At 41.7% G+C, this 21,187-nt stretch carries 20 protein-coding genes; 11 read left to right on the top strand and 9 right to left on the bottom strand.

Annotated features, from left to right (window positions below; genetic code table 11):
* On the top strand, nucleotides 1-94 hold a 94-nt coding region (locus tag FTT83_RS01710), incomplete at its 5' end, for an IS3 family transposase (protein ID WP_180176163.1).
* 85 nt (nucleotides 95-179) lie between these two features.
* Nucleotides 180-497, top strand: a complete 318-nt coding sequence (locus FTT83_RS01705) for a hypothetical protein (protein ID WP_180043466.1) — start codon at nucleotides 180-182, stop codon at nucleotides 495-497.
* 52 nt (nucleotides 498-549) lie between these two features.
* Here the strand turns inward: FTT83_RS01705 and FTT83_RS01700 are convergent, their stop codons facing one another.
* Entirely contained in the window at nucleotides 550-2,910 is a 2,361-nt protein-coding gene (locus FTT83_RS01700; protein ID WP_180043468.1) for a Tex family protein, read from the bottom strand.
* Between the two features lie 335 nt (nucleotides 2,911-3,245).
* Between FTT83_RS01700 and ompR the strand changes: the two genes are divergently transcribed.
* From ompR to FTT83_RS01685, 3 genes are all read left to right on the top strand, one after another.
* The gene (gene ompR / locus FTT83_RS01695) at nucleotides 3,246-4,010 is read left to right on the top strand and encodes a two-component system response regulator OmpR (protein ID WP_086197229.1); all 765 of its coding nucleotides are present in this window, start codon (nucleotides 3,246-3,248) and stop codon (nucleotides 4,008-4,010) included.
* A gap of 247 nt (nucleotides 4,011-4,257) precedes the next feature.
* Nucleotides 4,258-5,718 (top strand): ATP-binding protein, encoded by a 1,461-nt coding sequence (locus FTT83_RS01690; protein ID WP_086197230.1) that lies wholly within the window; start codon nucleotides 4,258-4,260, stop codon nucleotides 5,716-5,718.
* 205 nt (nucleotides 5,719-5,923) lie between these two features.
* Nucleotides 5,924-7,441: an acetyl-CoA hydrolase/transferase family protein gene (locus tag FTT83_RS01685; protein ID WP_180043471.1), complete on the top strand. Its 1,518-nt coding sequence runs from the start codon at nucleotides 5,924-5,926 to the stop codon at nucleotides 7,439-7,441.
* Nucleotides 7,442-7,536: 95 nt separating this feature from the next.
* On the opposite strand, the gene FTT83_RS01680 is transcribed toward FTT83_RS01685, so the two are convergent.
* Both FTT83_RS01680 and FTT83_RS01675 read right to left on the bottom strand, forming a co-directional pair.
* Nucleotides 7,537-8,286, bottom strand: coding sequence for a hypothetical protein (locus tag FTT83_RS01680; protein WP_086197232.1), 750 nt, complete (start codon nucleotides 8,284-8,286; stop codon nucleotides 7,537-7,539).
* A gap of 218 nt (nucleotides 8,287-8,504) precedes the next feature.
* The gene (locus FTT83_RS01675) at nucleotides 8,505-9,764 is read right to left on the bottom strand and encodes an OmpP1/FadL family transporter (protein WP_180043472.1); all 1,260 of its coding nucleotides are present in this window, start codon (nucleotides 9,762-9,764) and stop codon (nucleotides 8,505-8,507) included.
* A 246-nt stretch (nucleotides 9,765-10,010) separates the two neighbouring features.
* Between FTT83_RS01675 and FTT83_RS01670 the strand changes: the two genes are divergently transcribed.
* Nucleotides 10,011-10,712: a DsbA family oxidoreductase gene (locus FTT83_RS01670; protein ID WP_180043474.1), complete on the top strand. Its 702-nt coding sequence runs from the start codon at nucleotides 10,011-10,013 to the stop codon at nucleotides 10,710-10,712.
* Nucleotides 10,713-10,797: 85 nt separating this feature from the next.
* Here the strand turns inward: FTT83_RS01670 and FTT83_RS01665 are convergent, their stop codons facing one another.
* Nucleotides 10,798-10,998, bottom strand: a complete 201-nt coding sequence (locus FTT83_RS01665; RefSeq protein WP_086197235.1) for a dodecin family protein — start codon at nucleotides 10,996-10,998, stop codon at nucleotides 10,798-10,800.
* Between the two features lie 241 nt (nucleotides 10,999-11,239).
* Between FTT83_RS01665 and FTT83_RS01660 the strand changes: the two genes are divergently transcribed.
* The 5 genes from FTT83_RS01660 to FTT83_RS01640 all read left to right on the top strand — a co-directional run bounded on the left by FTT83_RS01660 (nucleotide 11,240) and on the right by FTT83_RS01640 (nucleotide 15,135).
* A complete protein-coding gene (locus tag FTT83_RS01660) occupies nucleotides 11,240-11,455 on the top strand; it encodes a hypothetical protein (protein WP_180043476.1) in 216 nt (71 codons plus the stop codon).
* Between the two features lie 242 nt (nucleotides 11,456-11,697).
* Complete coding sequence (locus FTT83_RS01655; protein ID WP_086197237.1) at nucleotides 11,698-11,883, top strand: hypothetical protein; 186 nt, start codon at nucleotides 11,698-11,700, stop codon at nucleotides 11,881-11,883.
* 353 nt (nucleotides 11,884-12,236) lie between these two features.
* Nucleotides 12,237-12,416 carry a hypothetical protein gene (locus FTT83_RS01650; protein WP_086197238.1) on the top strand — a complete coding sequence of 60 codons (180 nt, stop codon included), beginning with the start codon at nucleotides 12,237-12,239 and terminating at the stop codon, nucleotides 12,414-12,416.
* Nucleotides 12,417-12,431: 15 nt separating this feature from the next.
* Entirely contained in the window at nucleotides 12,432-13,931 is a 1,500-nt protein-coding gene (locus FTT83_RS01645; RefSeq protein WP_180176162.1) for a hypothetical protein, read from the top strand.
* Nucleotides 13,932-14,076: 145 nt separating this feature from the next.
* Nucleotides 14,077-15,135, top strand: a complete 1,059-nt coding sequence (locus FTT83_RS01640; RefSeq protein ID WP_373456097.1) for a hypothetical protein — start codon at nucleotides 14,077-14,079, stop codon at nucleotides 15,133-15,135.
* 98 nt (nucleotides 15,136-15,233) lie between these two features.
* Here FTT83_RS01640 and htpG read toward each other — a convergent pair whose 3' ends face one another.
* The 5 genes from htpG to FTT83_RS01615 form a co-directional block, all read right to left on the bottom strand.
* On the bottom strand, nucleotides 15,234-17,153 hold the full coding sequence (gene htpG / locus FTT83_RS01635) for a molecular chaperone HtpG (protein ID WP_180043482.1): 1,920 nt from the start codon (nucleotides 17,151-17,153) through the stop codon (nucleotides 15,234-15,236).
* 93 nt (nucleotides 17,154-17,246) lie between these two features.
* Nucleotides 17,247-17,591 carry a lysozyme inhibitor LprI family protein gene (locus FTT83_RS01630; protein WP_180043484.1) on the bottom strand — a complete coding sequence of 115 codons (345 nt, stop codon included), beginning with the start codon at nucleotides 17,589-17,591 and terminating at the stop codon, nucleotides 17,247-17,249.
* Nucleotides 17,592-17,773: 182 nt separating this feature from the next.
* Nucleotides 17,774-18,436, bottom strand: a complete 663-nt coding sequence (locus FTT83_RS01625) for an OmpW family protein (protein WP_180043486.1) — start codon at nucleotides 18,434-18,436, stop codon at nucleotides 17,774-17,776.
* Between the two features lie 300 nt (nucleotides 18,437-18,736).
* Nucleotides 18,737-20,149, bottom strand: a complete 1,413-nt coding sequence (locus FTT83_RS01620) for a Na+/H+ antiporter family protein (protein ID WP_180043488.1) — start codon at nucleotides 20,147-20,149, stop codon at nucleotides 18,737-18,739.
* A 129-nt stretch (nucleotides 20,150-20,278) separates the two neighbouring features.
* A complete protein-coding gene (locus FTT83_RS01615) occupies nucleotides 20,279-21,148 on the bottom strand; it encodes an alpha/beta fold hydrolase (RefSeq protein ID WP_180043490.1) in 870 nt (289 codons plus the stop codon).
* Between the last annotated feature and the right edge of the window lie 39 nt (nucleotides 21,149-21,187).

Genomic DNA, 21,187 nt, shown 5'->3' with positions numbered 1-21,187 from the left:
ATATATTCACTATTATAACCATGAACGAATCAAGGTTAAATTAAAAGGACTGAGTCCTGTAGAGTACAGGAGTCAGTCCTTAAAAGCTGCTTAATCAAACCGTCTAACTTTCTGGGGTCAGATCAAAAGACTGGCTTTTTTATGTTATAAACACCCATCATTTTTGTTTTTAGATTTTTATGCGGATTGCTGCTCTCATTTTCCAATATGCCTGTTTTGCCTTTGCTCTTTTTCTTTGCTATCAAGTCGGTACTTCTCTATACCTGCAAGATTATAAATTGATGGATATCGTCAGCGATATCGGTACTATTTTAATTTGTATCGATTTAGGCGTATTCCTACATTTCAATAAGTCTCTGGCATCGCTAAAAATGAAAAACGCTTCTCAGCAGCCTGCTGTTCGGGTTTCAACGATAGAAAAAATCACGCGTAAGTTGGGTCATTTGGGTATTATTCTGATTATCTGTAGCTGGATTGTGCCAATCATTAATTCATAAAGATCAAATAAAAAACCTCCCAATTGGGAGGTTTTCTTTGAACCATCAAAGATTATTTCGAACCTTTAATCCCGGCTTGAAGTAATAATGCACCCAAACCACCAATTTTATTTTCTTGTGGTTTAGCCGCTTGAGGTTTCTTGCCTTGTGGGCGGTCGCCTTGCGGACGTGTATGCTGTGGACGTTTAGCTTGAGGCTTACGTTCAGCACGTTGTTCATTTTGAGCATTGTCACGACGTGGCTGACGTGGTGCTTTAGCCGGAGCTTCTGAACCTTCAGGACGCATCGACAGATTCACACGGTTACGTTCAGCATCGACAGTGAGCACACGAACTTGCACAATCTGACCCGGTTTCACCACTTTGTGCGGATCAGAGACAAACTCGTTCGCCAGTTCAGAAATATGCACTAAACCGTCTTGATGTACACCTACATCTACAAATGCACCGAAGTTGGTGACATTGGTGATTACGCCTTCCAGCTGCATGCCTTCAGTCAATTGTGACACTTCAGTAATGTCATCACGGAACTTGGCAGTACGGAATTCCGGACGTGGATCACGGCCCGGTTTTTCCAGTTCAGCCAATACATCTTGAATGGTTGGCAAACCAAACTGCTCATCGGCAAATTCTTCGGCATTCACCTGGCGAATGATTTCAGAATTACCAATAATGTCTTTTACCGTAGTGGCTTTTGCTGCAACAATTTTTTCTACCAAGCCATAAGACTCAGGGTGAACGGCAGACGCATCCAATGGTTCAGAGCCATCTTGAATACGCAAGAAACCAGCTGCCTGTTCAAAAGTGCGCTCACCTAAACGAGGTACATTTTTCAAGGCTTGACGGTTGTCAAAACGACCATTTTCTTTACGGTAGTCAAAAATCTGTTGTGCAATCGATTTGTTCAAACCTGCGATATACGACAGGATTGCAGGAGACGCGGTATTTACATCAACACCGACCGAGTTCACACAGTCTTCAACCACAGCTTCCAGCGTTTTTGCCAAACCAGCTTGATTTACGTCGTGCTGGTACTGGCCCACACCAATCGCTTTCGGATCAATCTTCACCAGTTCCGCGAGTGGATCTTGTAAACGACGTGCAATAGATACAGCGCCACGAATTGAAACATCGAGTTCTGGAAGTTCTTGTGAAGCCAGTTCAGATGCCGAATAAACCGATGCGCCTGCTTCACTGACGGAAACCCGGGTCAATTTCAGGTCGCTATTGGCCGCCATCATTTCAGCCACAACAGCTTCAGTTTCACGGCTTGCAGTACCGTTACCAATGGCAATCAGGTCAACATTGAATTCACGGCATAGACGGGCAAGTTCTGCAATTGAACCTGCTTTATCTTCTTTTGGTGCAAACGGATAAATGGTGCTATGCGCAACCACATCGCCGGACTGATTCACCACAGCCAGCTTCACGCCGGTACGAATGCCAGGGTCTACACCTAAGGTACAACGTGCACCGGCAGGAGCAGAAAGCAATAAATGACGCAGGTTTTCAGCAAAGACTCCCATCGCCTCTGCTTCAGCAGCCAAGCGTTTTTCAGTCAATAATGAATGTTCGATTTGTGGACGGACTTTGCCTAACCAGAACAGTTTTGCAGTTTGCTTCAAGTAATCCTGACGGCTTTGCGGTTGCACTGTTTCCAGGTTGTATTCAGTTTCAATGCGAGCAAGTGGGGCATCATCTTCACCATCCACTTTTAAGCCCAGGACATTTTCCTGACGGCCACGCAGCATGGCCAATAAACGATGTGAAGGTACTTTGTTTAAGTTTTCAGAAAAATCGAAGTAATCGCGGAATTTTTTACCGACTTCTTTTTTCTCTTCACTGGCGACCAGACTTTTCAATACAGCTGTTTTGGCAAATGTCGCTTTAAGTTCAGTGGTTAAAGCAATATTTTGTGCCCAGTCATCAATCAGAATGTGCTGGATCGCATCCAACTGGCTTTCCACATCCGGATAATCTTCATGGCTAAAGCCAGCGAGTGCTTCCGCAGGATCAACTTGCTCGCTGAAGATTTTTTCAGCAATTGGCCCGAGGCCCGCTTCTTTGGCTTTAAATGATTTGCTGGTACGTTTTGGACGGTACGGTGCATAAAGTTCTTCTAAAGCATTCTTGGTTTCAGCAGCATTTACACGTGCCAACAAATCGTCTGACAATTTATTTTGTTCTTTCAACGATTCAATTACTTTTTCACGGCGTTCAAATAAATCACGTAAATACGATAAACGGGTGTCGAGTTGGCGTAACTGGATATCGTCCAAGCCTTGGGTTACTTCTTTACGGTAACGTGCGATAAATGGAACGCTTGCACCTTCATCAATCAGCTTGATGGCAGCTTCTACTTGATTTGGACGTACGGCAATTTCTTTTGCCAACTGCTGAACTAAGTCAGTCATCGTGTTTGATCCCACAAGGATAAGTACTAAATGGCATGATTATAAAGACCAAGACTATAAAATCCACAACTGTTTTGATTAAATTTATCAGTGGTCAGTATTGCCAATTCACAGTTTTTTTAGAATTTGCGACAAAATTAGGTGATAAGTAGATTTTAACTCTACATATTCAGCAGGATAAGCGATAATTTAGATGTATATATTTGGTATCTATGTCTTGATTTTATCTGCAATATTTGTTGCTTTAGAGCATAGTAAACAGATACAAATGAATCGTATACTCAAGATCATCCAAACTTTTGTTTACGATGACAATAAAGATAAAGGAGCACATCATGAGTTTAGTGGTACCTGCTGAAAAAACAGATCCAGTACAAAGCGACCCTGATCGCGTCGAGCGCATTCTCGTTGTGGATGATGATGTGCGTTTACGTACGTTGTTACAGCGTTTTCTAGAAGATAAAGGTTTTGTGGTCAAAACTGCTCACGATGCAACGCAAATGGATCGTTTATTGCAGCGCGAACTTTTCTCCCTGATCGTGCTCGATTTTATGCTTCCTGTTGAAGATGGTTTAAGTATTTGTCGCCGTTTACGCCAATCCAATATCGATACGCCGATTATCATGCTGACCGCCCGTGGCAGCGATTCTGACCGTATTGCCGGCTTGGAAGCAGGTGCTGATGATTACCTGCCTAAACCGTTTAACCCAAATGAGCTGCTCGCACGTATCCGTGCTGTATTGCGCCGCCAGGTTCGTGAAGTCCCGGGTGCACCAAGCCAGCAAATGGAAGTCGTGAGCTTCGGCCCTTGGTCACTGGATTTGTCGACCCGCACCCTGACCCGTGAAGGCCAGGTGGTAACGCTGACCACGGGCGAATTTGCAGTACTGAAAGCACTGGTACAACATCCACGTGAACCCTTAACCCGTGACAAGTTGATGAATTTGGCACGTGGCCGTGAATGGGGTGCGATGGAACGTTCGATTGATGTTCAGGTATCACGTTTACGTCGTCTGGTGGAAGAAAACCCTGCCCGTGCGCGTTATATTCAAACGGTTTGGGGCGTAGGCTATGTCTTTGTTCCAGATGGTGCGGAATAAAAATGCTCAACGCGGATAATTCTTCGCAATATTAATTGTCCCTAAAAGCCATTCGCTGCTGTTTGAGCTCGCCCTTTTTTAAAAACTCGCATGCAAATGCGCGAGTTCAGCGAATGGCAAAGTTTTTTGGTTACTTTTTTCAAAAAAAGTAACATAACAAGCTCCTTCCATCGAAAGTACAGGCAGTAAGATTCCACCGCGAATATTATTACTGTTCAATTTAAAAAAATACCTACAGGAAGCTGGCGTGAAACTCGAACCCATCGACCCGCAAAAATTTACGGATTACGAAGCTTATTCAGAAAAGAAGCGAACCCGCTGGGAACGCTTTCTGGATAAGATTAAGCCGCGTTCTGCTGCAATGCGTACCACCGTGCTGGTGTTATTCGTTGTGTTTTTCAGTTTATTTATGTCGTTGTGGTTCTTTTGGCGTACGCTTTACCTTCCTGAAATTCAGCAGCATGCCCGCTATTTAGGGGTCGAGCTGGAAATTCTAAACAATCCTGACTTACGTATTTTTCATAATAATGCCGAAGTGGATGCCGATTTATGGCTCAAAAATCGGGTCGGTATTGAATATATTACCAATCCTGCAGAATATCCCCGTGTAAGAGACAAGGTGATTGCCGAGTTTTTTACCAATCAAATAGAAAAAAAGCTGGCAAAAGAACTGAAAGTTGAAAATGTAACGGTTTATTTCCAGTTTAAACCCAGTCCCAGTATCTGGATTCAGACTCCAGAAATGAACGGAAATTGGGTCCGTGAACCTTTAAAAACCTATGCCAACTATAGTCCCGAACTGATCTATGGCTGGTTAGTTGGTATTCCACTGATTGCTGCTGCCATCATTTTGACTCTAGTTCGCCAGTTGAACCGCCCGCTTCGCCGTTTGCAGGATGCAGCGAACAACTATAGCAAAACCGGCTCAGCACCCTATCTGGAAACCAATCATGGGCCACAAGAGATTCGTGAAGTCAATCAGGCCTTCAATCATATGATTTATACGCTGGAGCAGACTGAACGTGACCGCCGTATTATGCTGGCGGGGATTTCGCACGACTTGCGTACTCCGCTAACCCGTATCCGCTTAAGTGCAGAAATGATGCCCGATGATGACTTTTTGAAAGAAGGCTTCATTTATGATGTCGAAGATATGGATGCCATCCTGAACCAGTTCATCTCCTACATGCGTGATGGCTCTGATGAAGAACTTCAGGACACCGATATTAATATGCTGTTACAGGAACTGGTCATTCAGTTCAAGCCGCTGGACGTGCGTTTTGAAGCTGAGGAAGTTCCAATTATTCAAGCACGTAGCCAGTCTTTAAAGCGCCTGATTGGTAATCTGATTAACAATTCCAAACGCTATGGCGCCGAACCGATCGAGTTATCCGCCAAAGTGGAAAACAATCACCTGCTGATTCGTGTCGCCGACCATGGCGAAGGTATTCCTGAAGACCAAATTGAAGATTTGATGCAACCTTTCGTGCGCGGCAATGAAGCCCGAACCATTCAGGGCAGTGGTTTAGGTTTGGCCATCGTAAAACGTATTGTTGATCTTCATCAAGGACAGCTTACCATTCAAAATCGCCCGCAAGGCGGTTTGGAAGCACTGATTTCTTTACCTCTACTGCATGATGAAGTTGAGGAAAATATCCCGCAAGGCACTTTAGAAAAAATTAAACAAACGATTACGGGACACTTTTAAGCTTTGATCAATTAATCAACAAACAGTTTTGTTTAATGATTAACCCCCTGGTTTTTACACTATTAAAATCAAGGCATTAAAAACCATAAAAATTCGTTATACCCACATTTTTTCAAAAAATTAGACCTTAGCCTAACAGGCATGCACAATTTGTTTTTTGGACGGTACAATCCGTCTAGTTTTGAACAAGAATTGAGCGTAGACCATGTCTTTAGATCGTATTCGTTTAGCGTCACTTCATGACAAAGTCATGAGCGCAGAACAAGCTGCTACTTTTATCCAAGATGGTATGACTGTAGGTATGAGTGGATTTACTCGTGCAGGTGAAGCAAAAGCTGTTCCCCTGGCACTGGTAAAACAAGCTCAAACCAATCCTTTGAAAATTACTTTAATTACAGGCGCAAGTCTTGGTAACGATTTAGATAAACAGTTAACTGAAGCTGGTGTACTTGCTCGCCGTTTACCGTTCCAGGTAGATAATACGTTACGTAAAGCCATTAACAAAGGCGAAGTGATGTTCATCGATCAGCATTTGTCTGAAACTGTTGAACAAATGCGTAACCAGCAACTTAAAAAGCCAGATGTAGCAGTGATTGAAGCTGTTGCCATTACTGAAGATGGCGGCATTATTCCAACCACATCTGTGGGTAACTCTGCTAGCTTTGCTATTTTCGCTGAAAAAGTGATTGTAGAAATCAACACCAACTTAAGCCCTGCTTTTGAAGGTTTACACGACATCTACATCCCAACGTATCGTCCAACACGTCAACCTATTCCTTTGACTAAAGTGGATGAGCGTATTGGTACAACAGCCATCAATATCGATCCTGCAAAAATTGTCGGTATCGTATTCAACAGCGAATACCACGATTCTCCATCTACCGTGACTGCACCGGATGATGAAACTCAAGGCATTGCGAACCACTTGATCGCATTCTTTGAAAAAGAAGTGGCAGAAGGCCGTCTTCCTTCTAATCTTGGTCCATTACAGGCAGGTATCGGTTCGATTGCCAACGCAGTATTGACCGGTTTGAAAGATTCAAACTTCGAAGACTTGATCATGTACTCAGAAGTACTTCAAGACTGTACCTTCGAATTGATTGACGCAGGCAAAATGAAATTTGCTTCAGGTTCTTCAATTACGCTTTCTGCTAAATATGGCGAAAAAGTATTTAACAACCTTGAACAATACAAAGACAAACTTGTGCTTCGTCCACAAGAAATTTCGAACCACCCTGAAATGGTTCGTCGTCTCGGTATTATCGGTATCAACACTGCATTAGAGTTCGATATTTACGGTAACGTAAACTCAACTCACGTATGCGGTACCAAAATGATGAACGGTATTGGTGGTTCTGGTGACTTCGCACGTAATGCCCACTTGGCAATTTTCGTGACTAAGTCTATCGCTAAAGGCGGTGACATTTCTTCTGTGGTGCCATTTGCTTCTCACGTTGACCATGCTGAACACGACGTAGACATTCTGGTAACTGAACAGGGTCTTGCTGACTTACGTGGTTTAGCACCTCGTGAACGTGCGCGTGTGATTATCGACAACTGTGCTCACCCAATGTACCGTGATGCTCTAAACGATTACTTTGATCGTGCATGTGCTAAAGGTGGTCAAACTCCACACATTCTTCGTGAAGCGCTGTCTTGGCATTCAAACTTCGAAGAAACCGGCCATATGCTTGCTGCTCAGACTGAAGAGAAAAGTGCTTAATCGCCTCACTCAATAGTATAAAAAAGCGTACTTCGGTACGCTTTTTTATTTTAAACTGCTGCTTTAGCTGACATCCCCCAGTTGAAACTCAAAATCTATAAACGCTGCTCAACTGCCTGACGGTTTTGCTTTTTAATTTTTTCTATTTCTGCATTTAACTGCAGAATCTGCTTATACAAATCATTAAACTGCTTGAGGGGCTGATCCTGATAAAACATAAAGGTCTTGTTCTTTTTCTCCCATTGATTATTTTTAAGAATCTGGAATAAGGCATCCGCCTTATCTAGAACCTGTAGCTCCAGAGCAAATAGAGCGTGGGTCTGATCACTATCCCGGCTTTCACGCAAGCTATCGGTGAGCTGATGCCTGAGATGCGATTTAATCGATAATTGTTTGGCCCGGGCTAAGGTATTTTGTTCACGCTGTAGGGTTTGTTGCTGATAGCGCTTCGCGAGCAGATGTGCTTGCTGCAACATCTGCTCGGTTTCTACATATTTCTGCTCGCGGTCTTGGTCTAAACGGTCGATATTTAAAAACTGATCCCAGTGAATCGCTTTCAGCTCGCGCAAATACTGATTTCTTGCTTCAGCATTTTGAATCATTTCACTCAACACAAAATCTGCCATCACTTTATAATCGCCCTGCAGACGATTATCTGAAACATTGATCTGGATTGGCTTAGACCAGTCTTGGGCCTGCTGATAAATGAGTTCGGCTTTTTCATACAATACCGTTTGGTAGCTGTGCAGTTGGCTGAGTTCCTTTTGCTGGACCGAATATTGATACAACATCCAGCCAAATACGCTGCATGTTGCCAATGCCAAGATGAGAAAAATTCTGGGCATACCAGACTCCCCTATACCGCCTTTTTCACATCATAACTTGATTCAGCCTTAAATCGTTCATTTATCAAACAATAAGGACACAAAGTATGCAGGACAGCAAATGAGTTAAAATCAAGTCCATATGTCTTGTTTAAGAAAATGGCTCATTGAAGATTAAACCGCATAGCTAAAAAAGCCCGATGAAAAGGGCTTTTATCGCAACTTTTGAAAGCCTCAGGTTAGAACTTATAACCATAAGCCAAGCCTAAAATGTTCTGACTCATTGTCAAATTCGCTTCACCACCACCAAAGTTTGCAGGAATGGACTCACTGCCCTTTACTTCTTTTTCTAAAGCATGGGTATATGCAATGCTGAGCTCTTGATGAGCATCTACATTCCAGGTTGCACCTACGCTCAAATGATCTTGCACGACCCCGGGTGCCAAGATATTCAAGAAGGTTTGATCCGCCGAAATGGGCTGGTCGTTATGACTATACCCGGCACGTAAAGTTAATTTTGGATGAGCCTGATAGCTTGCTGCAACTTTATACACGTTAATGTCATTCCAGCCAAAGCCTGGACCTTGATCCGACCCAAAGGCATGCCCCTGGAATAGCGGATTAATCGCATGTCCAACCGAACCGACATCTGAATAGTTAATACGTTCCACATCGGCAGCCACGTTCAACTTTGCTGTCAGCTGATAGGCTGCACCAATACCGTAACTTTCAGGTACATCAAAATCACCTTGTTGTGCAAATAAGCCACTGTATTGATCAAAACGGTCTGCATCAATTTTAGAACTATAATTTGCACCTAGAGTTAAACGCTCATCAAAGAACTTCCCAGCCCAACCGAAACGTACGCCAACGCCTGTAGCGGAGTCTTTACCCTTATTACTGAGCTTATTGCCATCGACAGAAAGACCCGCAAAACCGCTAATACCTTTGGCTTCAAAACGTTGATACAAGATATTGGTCGCAACCCCAATCGATTGATTTTTCGCATATTGCCAAGAGACAGCAGGAGAAATAAACACCTGTGACAAATCCACACCCGCACTGCCTTGATTTCCAAATGCAGCAAATGGATTTTGCTTATAGCCGGTATTCATACCGCCATTGCCATAAATAGCGATCCCCAAATTAACTTGATTATTCACTTGATGGTTATAAGCAAGTTCAGGAAGCACAAAATACTTTCGACCATTGCCATCATAATGACCATTGGCACCAGGTACAGCATTCCCCACTATTTCTGCTGAGCGATCAGGAGCAAAAAGTGTAGCGCCAATATCGATTCTTGAGCCAATCCAGCTCAACCCTGCCGGGTTATTTGCAATGGTCAATGCATCTTGAAAATGTGCAACAGAGGCTCCAGCATTCCCTTGAGCCTTAATACCATAACCATGCATAAAATATCCAGTTGTTGCAAATGCAGGAGTACTGATCAATGGCAATAAAGCAGCTAAAAAACGGGGAGAAGTGTGAATATTCATGCTAACAATTGATTAAATAATAATATATTTTTTAATAATATTATTTGTTGTAAGGCTTGTAATCTAATTAAAATGGAATTGCTTATTCGATTTTTTCATAAGACCCCCGCTTCTTTAAGTTTCAATCTATCCTTAAACCTATATATTTTATACCATTTGATAAATTCCTGATTTTTCATTTTTAGATGCTTTAAATTTTGATCCGAATCCCCATCAATAGAAGCAAGAAAAGATAAGAGAACTCTCATGCGCGTAGATATCTGGTCAGATGTAGTTTGCCCATTTTGTTATATTGGTAAAAAACGTCTGGAAGCTGCTGCTGAACAGGCAGGTTTAGAACTTGAAGTTCATTGGCATAGTTATGAACTTGACCCGGAAGCACCTGTTCGCCAGGAAGTATCCAACTCTGAACGTCTGGCGCAAAAATACGGCCGTACTCTGACTGAAGTTGAAGAAATGCAGCGCAATATTGCCGCAATGGCTGCAGAAGAAGGTATTCAGTTCAATTGGGAAAATGCCAATTCAGGCAACACCTTCAATGCTCACCGTATTATTCATTTGGCACAAAGCAAAGGCTTGGGTTCCGAAGCCAAAGAAGCCTTTTTCTATAGTTATATGACCCAAGGTTTAGCCATTGGTGAACGTGAAACCCTGGAAGATGTTGCAGCCCGTATTGGCTTAAATCCGGTTGAAGTAGATGATGTGCTCAATTCAGACGAATTTGCAGATTTTGTCAAATTTGATGAAGAAGTAGCACGTGATCAGCTCAAAGTGACCGGGGTACCCTTCTTTGTCTTTGATCAACGGATCGCACTCGCGGGTGCACAGCCACGTGAAGTATTTTTACAGGTGATGAAAAAAGCTCTTGAAGCACCTCAACAAGACAACATAGTTGCTGAAGATAGCGCAATCTGTAAAGAAGATCAGTGTGATGTTCCGGAAAAATAAGCTGAAGTCTTAACTACAGCAAGTCAATAAAAAAATCCCCAGTCCTTGGGGATTTTTTATTTTAAGATTCATTGATCTATTCAATTCAGTCAACCAAGAAGCTAATTTTTAAATTCACCCGATATTCTGTAATTTTATTATCCTTAATCACCACTTTTTGTTCATTTATCCATGCACCCTGCACATTTTTCACTGTTTCGGTCACTTTATCTATGCCACTTTGAATAGCATCTTCAAAACTTTTATTACTGCTTGAATTCACTTCAACCACTTTTGCGATAGCCATTGTTTTTACCTCAGGTTTTATTATTTTGAGTCCAGATCATAGGACATTTTCTAAATAAAAAAGTGAGTTTTAACATTACAGCGCAAAAACTTACAGCCGGGTCACAATACCCTTATTTGCTTTGAACCTCTTACAAAAGACAACTTATCTATACAAGGTTTGGACACAATTAAAAGCGCAATTCGCTAGGCTAATATGCGGAATATCTGAGTTCCTAATCATGAAATTTATAGAGGTAAATATGAACACTGAAATACAAGATCCGATGATTGATACCAGTCCAGAACAAAGTACATCAGCAAAATCTCCTTTTTCACCCACGCTCAAAGGCGTACTGATTGGTGCAGTGGCTGGTAGTGTATTACCCGTTTTCGGTACGTTTAGTGGTGCCATTATTGGAGGTGTGGCGGGAAAGGTTTACGAAAAAAAATACCAAAATAAATGCCATGCAAAATAATTTTTATATATTTTCAAAGCAGTTAAGACAGATTGTTAACAGACAGTCTTTCTTAGAGCAAAAACTCTAAATATATGATTTATATAATATTTTAAACTCACCGTTCATCTTTTTTCGCTCTCACCTCCTTACTTTATTCAATCACTTCTTGATATCATTCACATGAAATTTATTTTTATTTCTCTCCTTGCCTGCTTCATTTTTGAATGAACCAGACATCCTTTCACTAAAGGAAAATGATGATGAACCTGATTAAATCTCTTATCGCTGTTGCTATTGTGGCTTGCTCTGCTAACCTTTCTGCTCAAATTGTTTATACTCCTGATTTTCCTGTCAACAAAGCAACTGAAACAGTGAATGCTGAACAAAAAGCACCAGTTGCTAAAGCTGAGACACAGAGTGTGACTGCATCTAAAACAGCTGCCTAATCTAAAAATCCATAAAAAAACCAGACAAAACAAATGTGGTCTGGTTTTTTTATCAGCATAAATTGGCATTTTGTTCACCAGCTTATGTTCGATCAGAACATCGTTTTAATCTGTCATTTCATCACTTTCTTTTTATCCATTTCTTTGCAAAATAACAGGACAGCTAAAGCCTGATCAGCAGATTTCTGCTCTCTCCTGCCAAAAAATTGCTTATTTTTTATTTAAAATTTACATTTTTTGCAAATTATGTCTATAAATACTCAAAAACTGACATTTTTTTTCATGCTTTTTTTTACTAAATACATATAATCAAAACAATTAAATAAATAATTCACTCAAGAAGAAGTGTGTATATGCAAGAACTTCAAGCACTGATTCAAGGCAAGATTCCTCCGCAAACGATCAACACCGATCAGTTGATCATGCTTGCTGAGCATTACTCCCAGCCCACGTCTGCAGAATATAAGTTACTTGAACTCGCGATTAATATCGTATTGGCAAGTTATCTAGAAAAAGCGCAAAAGCATCTCTAGAGGTGAGATCAGCACATGAATGTCTTAGAAAAAGCCAAGCTGATTCAAGAATTAAATCAACTCATCGATGGCTTGCAACAACGTTCCTTATCTTTCTTTGAAATTGCTCGCTCAAAAGCCCGGATAAAAGACATTTTTGCTTTATGTGATGAACCGATTTTTAAAAAACAGATTTTACAATTTAAATCCCATAGCCAGCCCGAAAAAGCAGCTACAGATTTCGCCGCTCAAACCCTGTTTCAGCTCTCTTTTCGTGGCGTATTTCAGCAAGGTAAAGCGCTAGAGCAAGCCCTTTATCAACATCCAGATTTTGGCTGGGCTATTTTGCATGATCCTCAACTCGGTTGGAAAATCTGGTTAATTCCGGCAGCAAATCGTACAGCCCTAATCAGCGAATGGGAAAATCTGGATGATGCCTATCACTGGATGCTGCAACAACAACAGAACTATGGTTGCCTAAAAACAGACTACGAACTCAAACAGATTCAAAATTTGATTGTATCAAAGCTAACGAGTGTTTTAACTGAGACTGAGACTGAGACTGAGACCAATCTAACTGTAGCTGCTGATGAGCTTCAAACCATTGCTGAACATGAACAATCCAATTTAATGGATTTATCCATAACTGAGCTGTATTCAGATCAAGAGCCGATAGCCACTGAAACATTTGCGCAGCAAAGCCAGCAGCCTGCCGAGATTCAGCAACCGTCTTCAGCTGTAGAACCTGATCTGCCGATGGCGGCTTCTACGCTCGCCCACACCGATATAGAGAATACGGCGGCTCCGTCATCTATCATCAAAGATGTTGCAGAAACCCTGGAACTCAATCAATATGTCGCCCGTATTCATTCGCTATCTGGCGAAGAAGCCTCATTACAGCAGCTATATCGTTTAGACATTCCCAGCCTGCCAGAAATTGCCCCGTATCTAGATTTACTGTTACATGGTGCAGACCTGGAAAAATGGCAGCATTACCCAATTTATCTGGCAGAGCAAATCAATCAGCAAGGTTGTTTTGTTCGATATTTGGCATTACTGGGTGCAGAAAACCAGACGCAGGCCATGCAGTTCATGCCATTATTCAATAATGCTGAGCAATATGCCCTGGCTGCAATCAAGACAATTCCCTGGATAGACCTGGCCGATCATTTTAACTCTATTGAATCCCTGTTTGATGTCTATACGCATAAAGCCATTTGCATCTGGCATGATGAAAACTATATGCCCTTTATTCCTGCACAACTGATTCAAACCCAAAAAATTATTCAGCTGGATGAAAGTGCCGCCGATATTAAAACACCGCTACTTTTACTCAAAGAACGGCAAAAAATACGGCTTATTCATGGGCACAAACGTTTAGCCCTGTCACAGAATGAATCGGCCTATCCTTATTTTTTATTGGAACGCCATCATGGCATTAGCTGGCAAATGATTCAGATGATTACTGCTCAATTCAGCTCCCCGATTAATTGCCGGGAATTATATAAAGAGATTCAAAAGCATATTTCAAATTAAGTTTTTATTTTTTGTAGCAAGAGCTTGCTTTTTAGTGTGATTTTTTACAAGACTAGTCATCATCAGACAATATAAGAGCAAGGATATGCGGAAAAAAAAATTATCTCTATTAAGCCCCCTCTTATGTGTGTTGATCTCTGGACTCATGTCTACTGTCAGCTGGTCAAGCTCAGCTGAAACCGGGGTTGATCAACAAAAGCTTAACGCAACAGAAACAGATTTTAATTTGCTCAGTCAGATTCCAAGCCTGATTGATGCGATGCCGACAGTTTTACCGCAACAGTCGGATGCAGTGATTGTCCCTCCGATCCAGGCCACTGAAAAACAAAGCTGGCTAGACCGTAAACAACATGAAATCCGCAACTGGACAGACCGTAGCTCCCATAAAATAGATAACTGGTTTGGGCAACCCGATCCAAATGATCCAGCTTCAGCAACCCTACGCCTGATTATCGATAACAGCTGGAATAAACATGATGGTTATGAAGTTAGCCCACGTCTGCGCGGAAAAATTAAACTTCCAACATTGGAACGTAAAATCAGTTTGGTATTCGGTGATGACTCTTTAGATAACGAACTGAACAATAATGTTGCCATTACCGATGAAAATCCAGGTAGCACCAGTAGTAAAGCTTTAGACCGTGAACGAACGCAAGAAAGTAACAGTTCCTTGGCCCTGCGTTGGTCGGATTTTTCCAAACGGCTGCCTTTTGAAACCGATCTGGATTTGGGGATTCGTTCAGGGGATGATATTTATGTACGACTTAAAGCGTCCAGAGACTGGCAACTGGAAAATGATTTCAGATTTCATGCCGAACAAATTTACCGCTATGGCATAGATAGTGAAAACTACTTGCGAACCAATCTGGAACTTACCCATGCACGGCCGAATCAGCCGTTTTTATCCAATCAGCTCAGCCTGACCTATGCAGACAAGCAAGATGACGATGTAAGCTGGGATAATTATTTATTCAGACAACATCAATTTTTCCAGAATAACCGTTTTGCTTATGGCTTATATACCGGCGGTTTTTATAATAATAACGACCTTCGCCTGAACAGTTGGGGACCCTATATTTCATGGCGGCAACCTTTTGTACGTGAATGGTTTTTTCTACAGGGCGATTTAAACTATCTCAATGACCATCGTGAAGATCGCAGCCATTTCCTCGGTGTATTGGTGCGTATGGAAGCATTGTTCTAATGTTGGGCAATATAACAAGTTGAGCCATCCATACGCCTATTTTTCTGCAATAAAAAAACCTCCCGAGGGAGGTTTTTTACCTAACGCGAAAAAAGGACTTATTTCAGCAATAAACTGTTAATACGTTTTACATAGGCTGCAGGGTCATCAGGCAAACCGCCTTCTGCAATCACTGCCTGGTCAAAAATCACATTGGCCAGGTCATCAAACTGGTTCGATCCTTCCAGCTTTTTCACCAGCGGATGTTCTGGGTTAATTTCCAGGATCGGTTTTGATTCAGGAACCGCCTGACCAGCCTGTTTCAGCATGCGAATCAACTGTGGAGACAGCTCACCCTCGCCTGTTACCAGACATGCAGGTGAATCGACCAGACGGGTCGTCACACGCACTTGTTGGGCTTTTGCTTTGAGAGAATCGGAGAGCTTGTCCACCACAGGCTTAAACTGTTCAGCTGCTGCTTCCAGTGCTTTCTTCTCTTCAGCATCCTGCAAATCACCCAAGTCTACTGCACCCTTGGACACATTTTGCATTGGTGTTCCGTCGAATTCATGAATGAACTCCATCGCCCACTCATCCACACGATCCGCCATTAACAGCACTTCAATGCCTTTTTTCTTGAACAGCTCCAGTTGTGGTGAATTCTTCGCAGCACTGAGGCTTTCCGCAGTCACGTAATAAATGGCTTTCTGCCCTTCTTTCATGCGTGCTTTGTAATCTGCCAATGAAGTTGAAATTTCATCATTGCTGGAAGTCGAGAAACGTAATAATTTTAAGATGCGTTCACGGTTACCAAAGTCTTCACCCAGACCTTCTTTAATTACCGAACCAAATTCAGCATAGAACGTTTTGAATTTCTCCTGGTCTTTTTCATCTTCAGATTTCGCCAGAGTATCCAGCATGGTCAGCACACGGCGTGCATTCCCTTCGCGAATGGTTTTCACGTCACGGCTTTCTTGTAGCAATTCACGGCTCACGTTTAACGGCAAATCGGCACTGTCTACCACCCCCTGTACAAAACGCAAGTAGTTTGGAATCAGGTTATCCGCTTCATCCATAATAAATATGCGTTTGACATACAGTTTAATGCCAGCTTTGGCTTCACGGGTAAAGAGATTGCTGGCAGCCTTGCTTGGAATATAAAGCAATTGTGTGTATTCCGTGCTGCCTTCTACACGGTTATGGGCCCAGGCCAAAGGTGCATCAAAGTCATGACTGAGATTCTTGTAGAATTCGGTATATTGCTCGTCAGTGATCTCGTTTTTATTGCGGGTCCAAAGTGCGCTAGCAGAGTTAATCGCTTCCCATTCATCTGTTTTTACCATCTGACCTGGCTTAGCTTCTTCCCCCTCAGCCGCTTCTTCTTGCTGCCAGATTTCTTTTTGCATTTCAATTGGCAGGCTAATATGGTCAGAATATTTATTGATGATTTGCTTAACTTTATAAGATTCTAAATACTCCAGTGCATTGTCACGCAAATGCAAAATAATGTCTGTTCCACGTGAAGCCTTGTTAATCTGTTCAACTTCAAAATCACCTGTGCCAGTGCTAATCCAGCGTACACCGTCAGCGACATCAGCAGCGGCATGGCGCGATTCCACGGTAATCTTTTCAGCCACAATAAAGCCTGAATAGAAACCGACACCAAACTGGCCAATCAACTGCGCATCCGCTTTTTGATCTCCTGACAATTTAGACATGAAGTCCTTGGTGCCTGATTTGGCAATGGTGCCCAGATTATCAATCGCTTCCTGTTGAGTCAGACCAATACCGTTGTCGGAAATAGTGAGGGTTTTATTTTCTTTATCCAGACTGACACGTACATGCAAGTCAGGGTCATTTTCATAATATTCAGGATGGTTAATCCCTTCAAAACGCAACTTGTCACAGGCATCTGAAGCGTTCGAGATCAGTTCTCGCAGAAAAATTTCAGGGTTTGAATAGAGAGAATGCGTCACCAAATGCAATAGCTGCGCTACTTCCGCCTGGAAACTATGTTTTTGTGCGCTTTGTTCGCTCATAAATCACTCCTTAAATTCATTACATGGTTTTTATTGGATGCTTAATGAATGGAGTAAGTTAAAGAATTTTCAATAGGGTCAAATAAATTTTTCTTAAAAAGGCCCTTGTTGATACACACGCTCCATATACAAATTCAGCTTTTGCTGGCGCATTTTATACACTTCAGTTAAACAGCGGCTTGAATTGCCACATTGGTCACGCAACTGTAACCATTTGACCTGCTCATCCTGAATGACACCACGTGTTCCCATCGGTACCAGACGCTTAATAATATTGTAGGTGGTGGCCATTTTGACATCGGCATCATTAATGGCACGGTGCTCGCAAATGGCATGTTCAGTTGACGTTTCTGCTTTGTCACAATTAAAACTGGCTGCATAAACCGATCCACTTAAAAGACTAAAAAAGACCACTTTGCATACAATGAATAATTTCATGATTTTTCCTGCTTTTTTAGCTTATTGTAGACTCTCAACTTAAACGCATTTTTAATGATGAAACAGGATAAAAGTGCTCAATTTCTGTACTTTATTGTGACTGAATGATGAAATAAAAATCCCCATCAGAGATGGGGATTTTGGCGCTGATTTATTGTTTTTATTTTATATCTATTTTTATTTTAGAATTTGTAGCTATAACCGATTGTGTAAACCCAAGGGTTAACTTCAAGGTCACCTAAACTTACTTTAGTGCCATCTGGTGTTTTTGCAGTTAATTCAGTTTTCACATCCGCATAACGTACATCAGCAAAAACACCCCAGTTTTTCGCATCAGCTGGTTGATAATTAAAACCGACCTGACCAGCAACACCGTATGCTACATCAGCATCTAAACTTTCTGCACCAGTTACATTTTTAGTAGTCTGAGATAATTGCTCATCCCAAGGAATAACCACAGTTGCGCCTACACCAATGTAAGGTGTGAAACGAGTAGAGTTCTTAAAATTATATTTTGCTGTAATGGTTGGTGGTAAATGCTTGAATGAAGCAGCATCTTCAATTGGACCAACGTTTACATCATGTTCAAAAGGCAATGCAAGCAATAACTCTACTGAAATTGGTGAATTATTAAAGAAATATTCAACAGATGGAGTGAAGTTAACTTCATTACTTACTTGTGCTTTTAATGCTGCTGAACCACCAGTAGCTAAAGGCACATTTAAAGTACCATTATCATCATTTTGTGGAGCTAATGCTGAAGCACCAACTTTAACCTGCCAGTTACCTGCCATTGCAGAAGCAGACATCCCCATTAACGCGATAAGAGCAACTTGTTTTAACATTTTAAATCACCTCTAGAAGGATAATTACTACAAAATTTAAACATTAATTAATAATAAACATGCCTATTATTAATATGCAATAGCCATTAATTATTTTAAATTTATTTATTTTTAAACTATTGAAAATATTAGTTATTTATTTTAATCAGATCAACATAGTTGGTTTTTAATACCAACCATGTTAATCAGATTAATGATTATATTCCAAGTATATTGCTTGGTTTTATTATATTAATTATTTAATAACATTTATTTTAAATACATGTTTTAAAATAAGCAATAAAATGAATTAAAAATTCATTAAAGTACCATTGCAGCAATCCAGCCAAATACCAATAATGGAATATTAAAATGGATAAATGTTGGAACAACCGTATCCCAAATATGATCATGCTGACCATCTACACCCAGACCTGCAGTTGGACCTAAAGTTGAGTCTGAAGCTGGAGAGCCGGCATCACCCAATGCTGCTGCGGTACCAATCAAGGCCACAGTAGCCAATGGAGAAAAGCCAAATTGTATGCACAGCGGTACATAAATCACTGCCAATACCGGTACACTGGAGAATGATGAACCAATCCCGATGGTTACGAACAAACCAATAAACAGCATCAGGAATGCAGCCAAGGCTTTGTTGTCACCAATCAGATGCACTACCCCATTCACCAGACTATTGATGTCACCAGTATGCGTCATCACCGAAGCAAAACCAGCCGCAGAAATCATAATGAAGCCGACCAATGCCATCATGCGCATGCCTTGAACGAAGACATCATCGGCCTCTTGCCATTTGAAGATACCCGCAGCAGACAGTACCGCAAAACCGACCAGTCCACCCAAGATCATCGAGCCTGAATACAGCTGGGCAACCAAAGTCAAGGAAATCGCGAGTAGTGCCATAAAGATGGTTTTTTTCGCGATGACTGGCGCTTGTTCTGCTTCATGTTTGAGTTCTTCGGCATCCGCTTGCAGACTCACTTCGCCCGCACGAATTGGCTTGTCCAGATCGATGGTGGTCACACGAGCAACCGCACGATCAATATAATGACGTGGTTTGCGATAGCTGAAAAATACAGCAGTCAACGTACCGATCAGCATGCCAATGACCGGAATAGCCATCCCCATCGGCATCATCCAGCGCTCTACATGCAAGCCATAGGCTGCACCAATTTTATTGATGTTGCCCATCAAAATTTGTTCAAGGAAAATGGAACCAAAACCGACTGGCAGGAAAATGTAGGTTCCGACCAACCCCATGGTCAGTACACATGCTGCCGCACGACGGTCTAAATTCATGTGATTCATAACCTTAAGTAAAGGAGGAACCAAGACCGGAATAAAGGCGATATGCACAGGAATCAGGTTTTGAGAAAAAATGGCTGCAACCAGTAAAATGCTTAACAGTAAATATTTTACTTTTCTGGTTTTTTGATGCGTGGCTTCCGCACCCAGCAAACCAATTAATTTATGGGCCAAAAGATCAGGCAAGCCTGATTTTGACAAGGCCAAAGCAAAAGCACCCAATACCGCATAAGCCAGGGCAACTTCTGCCCCATCACCCAGACCCGCATTAAATGCAGTTACAGTATCCGACAAACTTAGACCTGCAACCAAGCCACCAATAATCGCTGAAATGACCAAAGTCAAGACAACAGAAACTCGTGCCAGTGAGAGTATAAACATCACGGCAATCGCAATTACTACTGCATTCATGAAAATTTTAAGGAAGATAAAAAGCCGTTATTTTAACAGATGCACCCTTTTGAAACTGTAAATAAATCGGCTCAGTCAAAAAACAACAAGAAATTGATTTTAATTAAAATTTATATCAAAAAGAATTGTTCAATTATTTTTTAGCGCAAATTTTTTGATATATTCTGCGACCAACTCTGCTTGGCTCAATATTGCCCAATGGTTAGCATCTATTTCTACATGCTGAAAATTTTCTGCCCATTTCGGCATTTCATCAATCAGTTCCGGACTGACAAAATTGTCTCTTTTCAGCACAATCGCCTGCACCGGACAAACAGCAAAACGCTGACGTGGTTGGGTTAAACGTGGGATGAAGTTGGCACGATACAGTCCAATACCATGTTTTCCATCTGCAGCAATATGGCTGTTTAAAGGTAAATCTTTTTGCTGCTCTAACTGTTGCAAAACTTTGTCCCATTTTTCAGGCGTAAATAAAGTCCAGATGACTGGCGCCAACAAGGGCAATTGAAACACCGCGATATACCAGGATTTAGTCAGCTGTTTAAAAAACCTGGGCTTATTTTGTTTAAATTGCTGACGCATCCAGAAAGCGGTATGATCCAGACAGGGCCCGGAAATAGTACTATAAGATAAAATTCGCCCCCGAAACTTCGGCTCAGTCACCGATTCCCAAGACTGGATTGAACCCCAGTCATGTGCTGCCAAGTGAAAAGGATGGTCTTCCAATACGGTATTGACCACACTTTCCAGATCTAAAGATAACTGTTCCAGCCGATAGTCACGAATCCGTTTCGGAATGGAGGATTTCCCTGCACCGCGTACATCATAGCTCAACACATAAAAATCTTGAATCAGCTGCTGAATGACCAGCTCCCAAACTTCCTGATTATCCGGATAGCCATGAACCAGGACTAAAGCAGGGTTTGCCTCATTGCCCCATGTTTTCACATAAAGCCGCTGCTGATCTGAAGTAGTCACCCATTGTGTTTGTGCTTGCATATATTTTTATCCTATTCTTTTATTGCCTATTTATTGCAG

It is taken from the genome of Acinetobacter sp. YH01018 (genome assembly GCF_013420295.1).
Lineage (GTDB): Bacteria > Pseudomonadota > Gammaproteobacteria > Pseudomonadales > Moraxellaceae > Acinetobacter.
The sequence above is the reverse complement of the archived record's forward strand: the minus strand, read 5'-3'. Positions and strand labels throughout refer to the sequence as shown.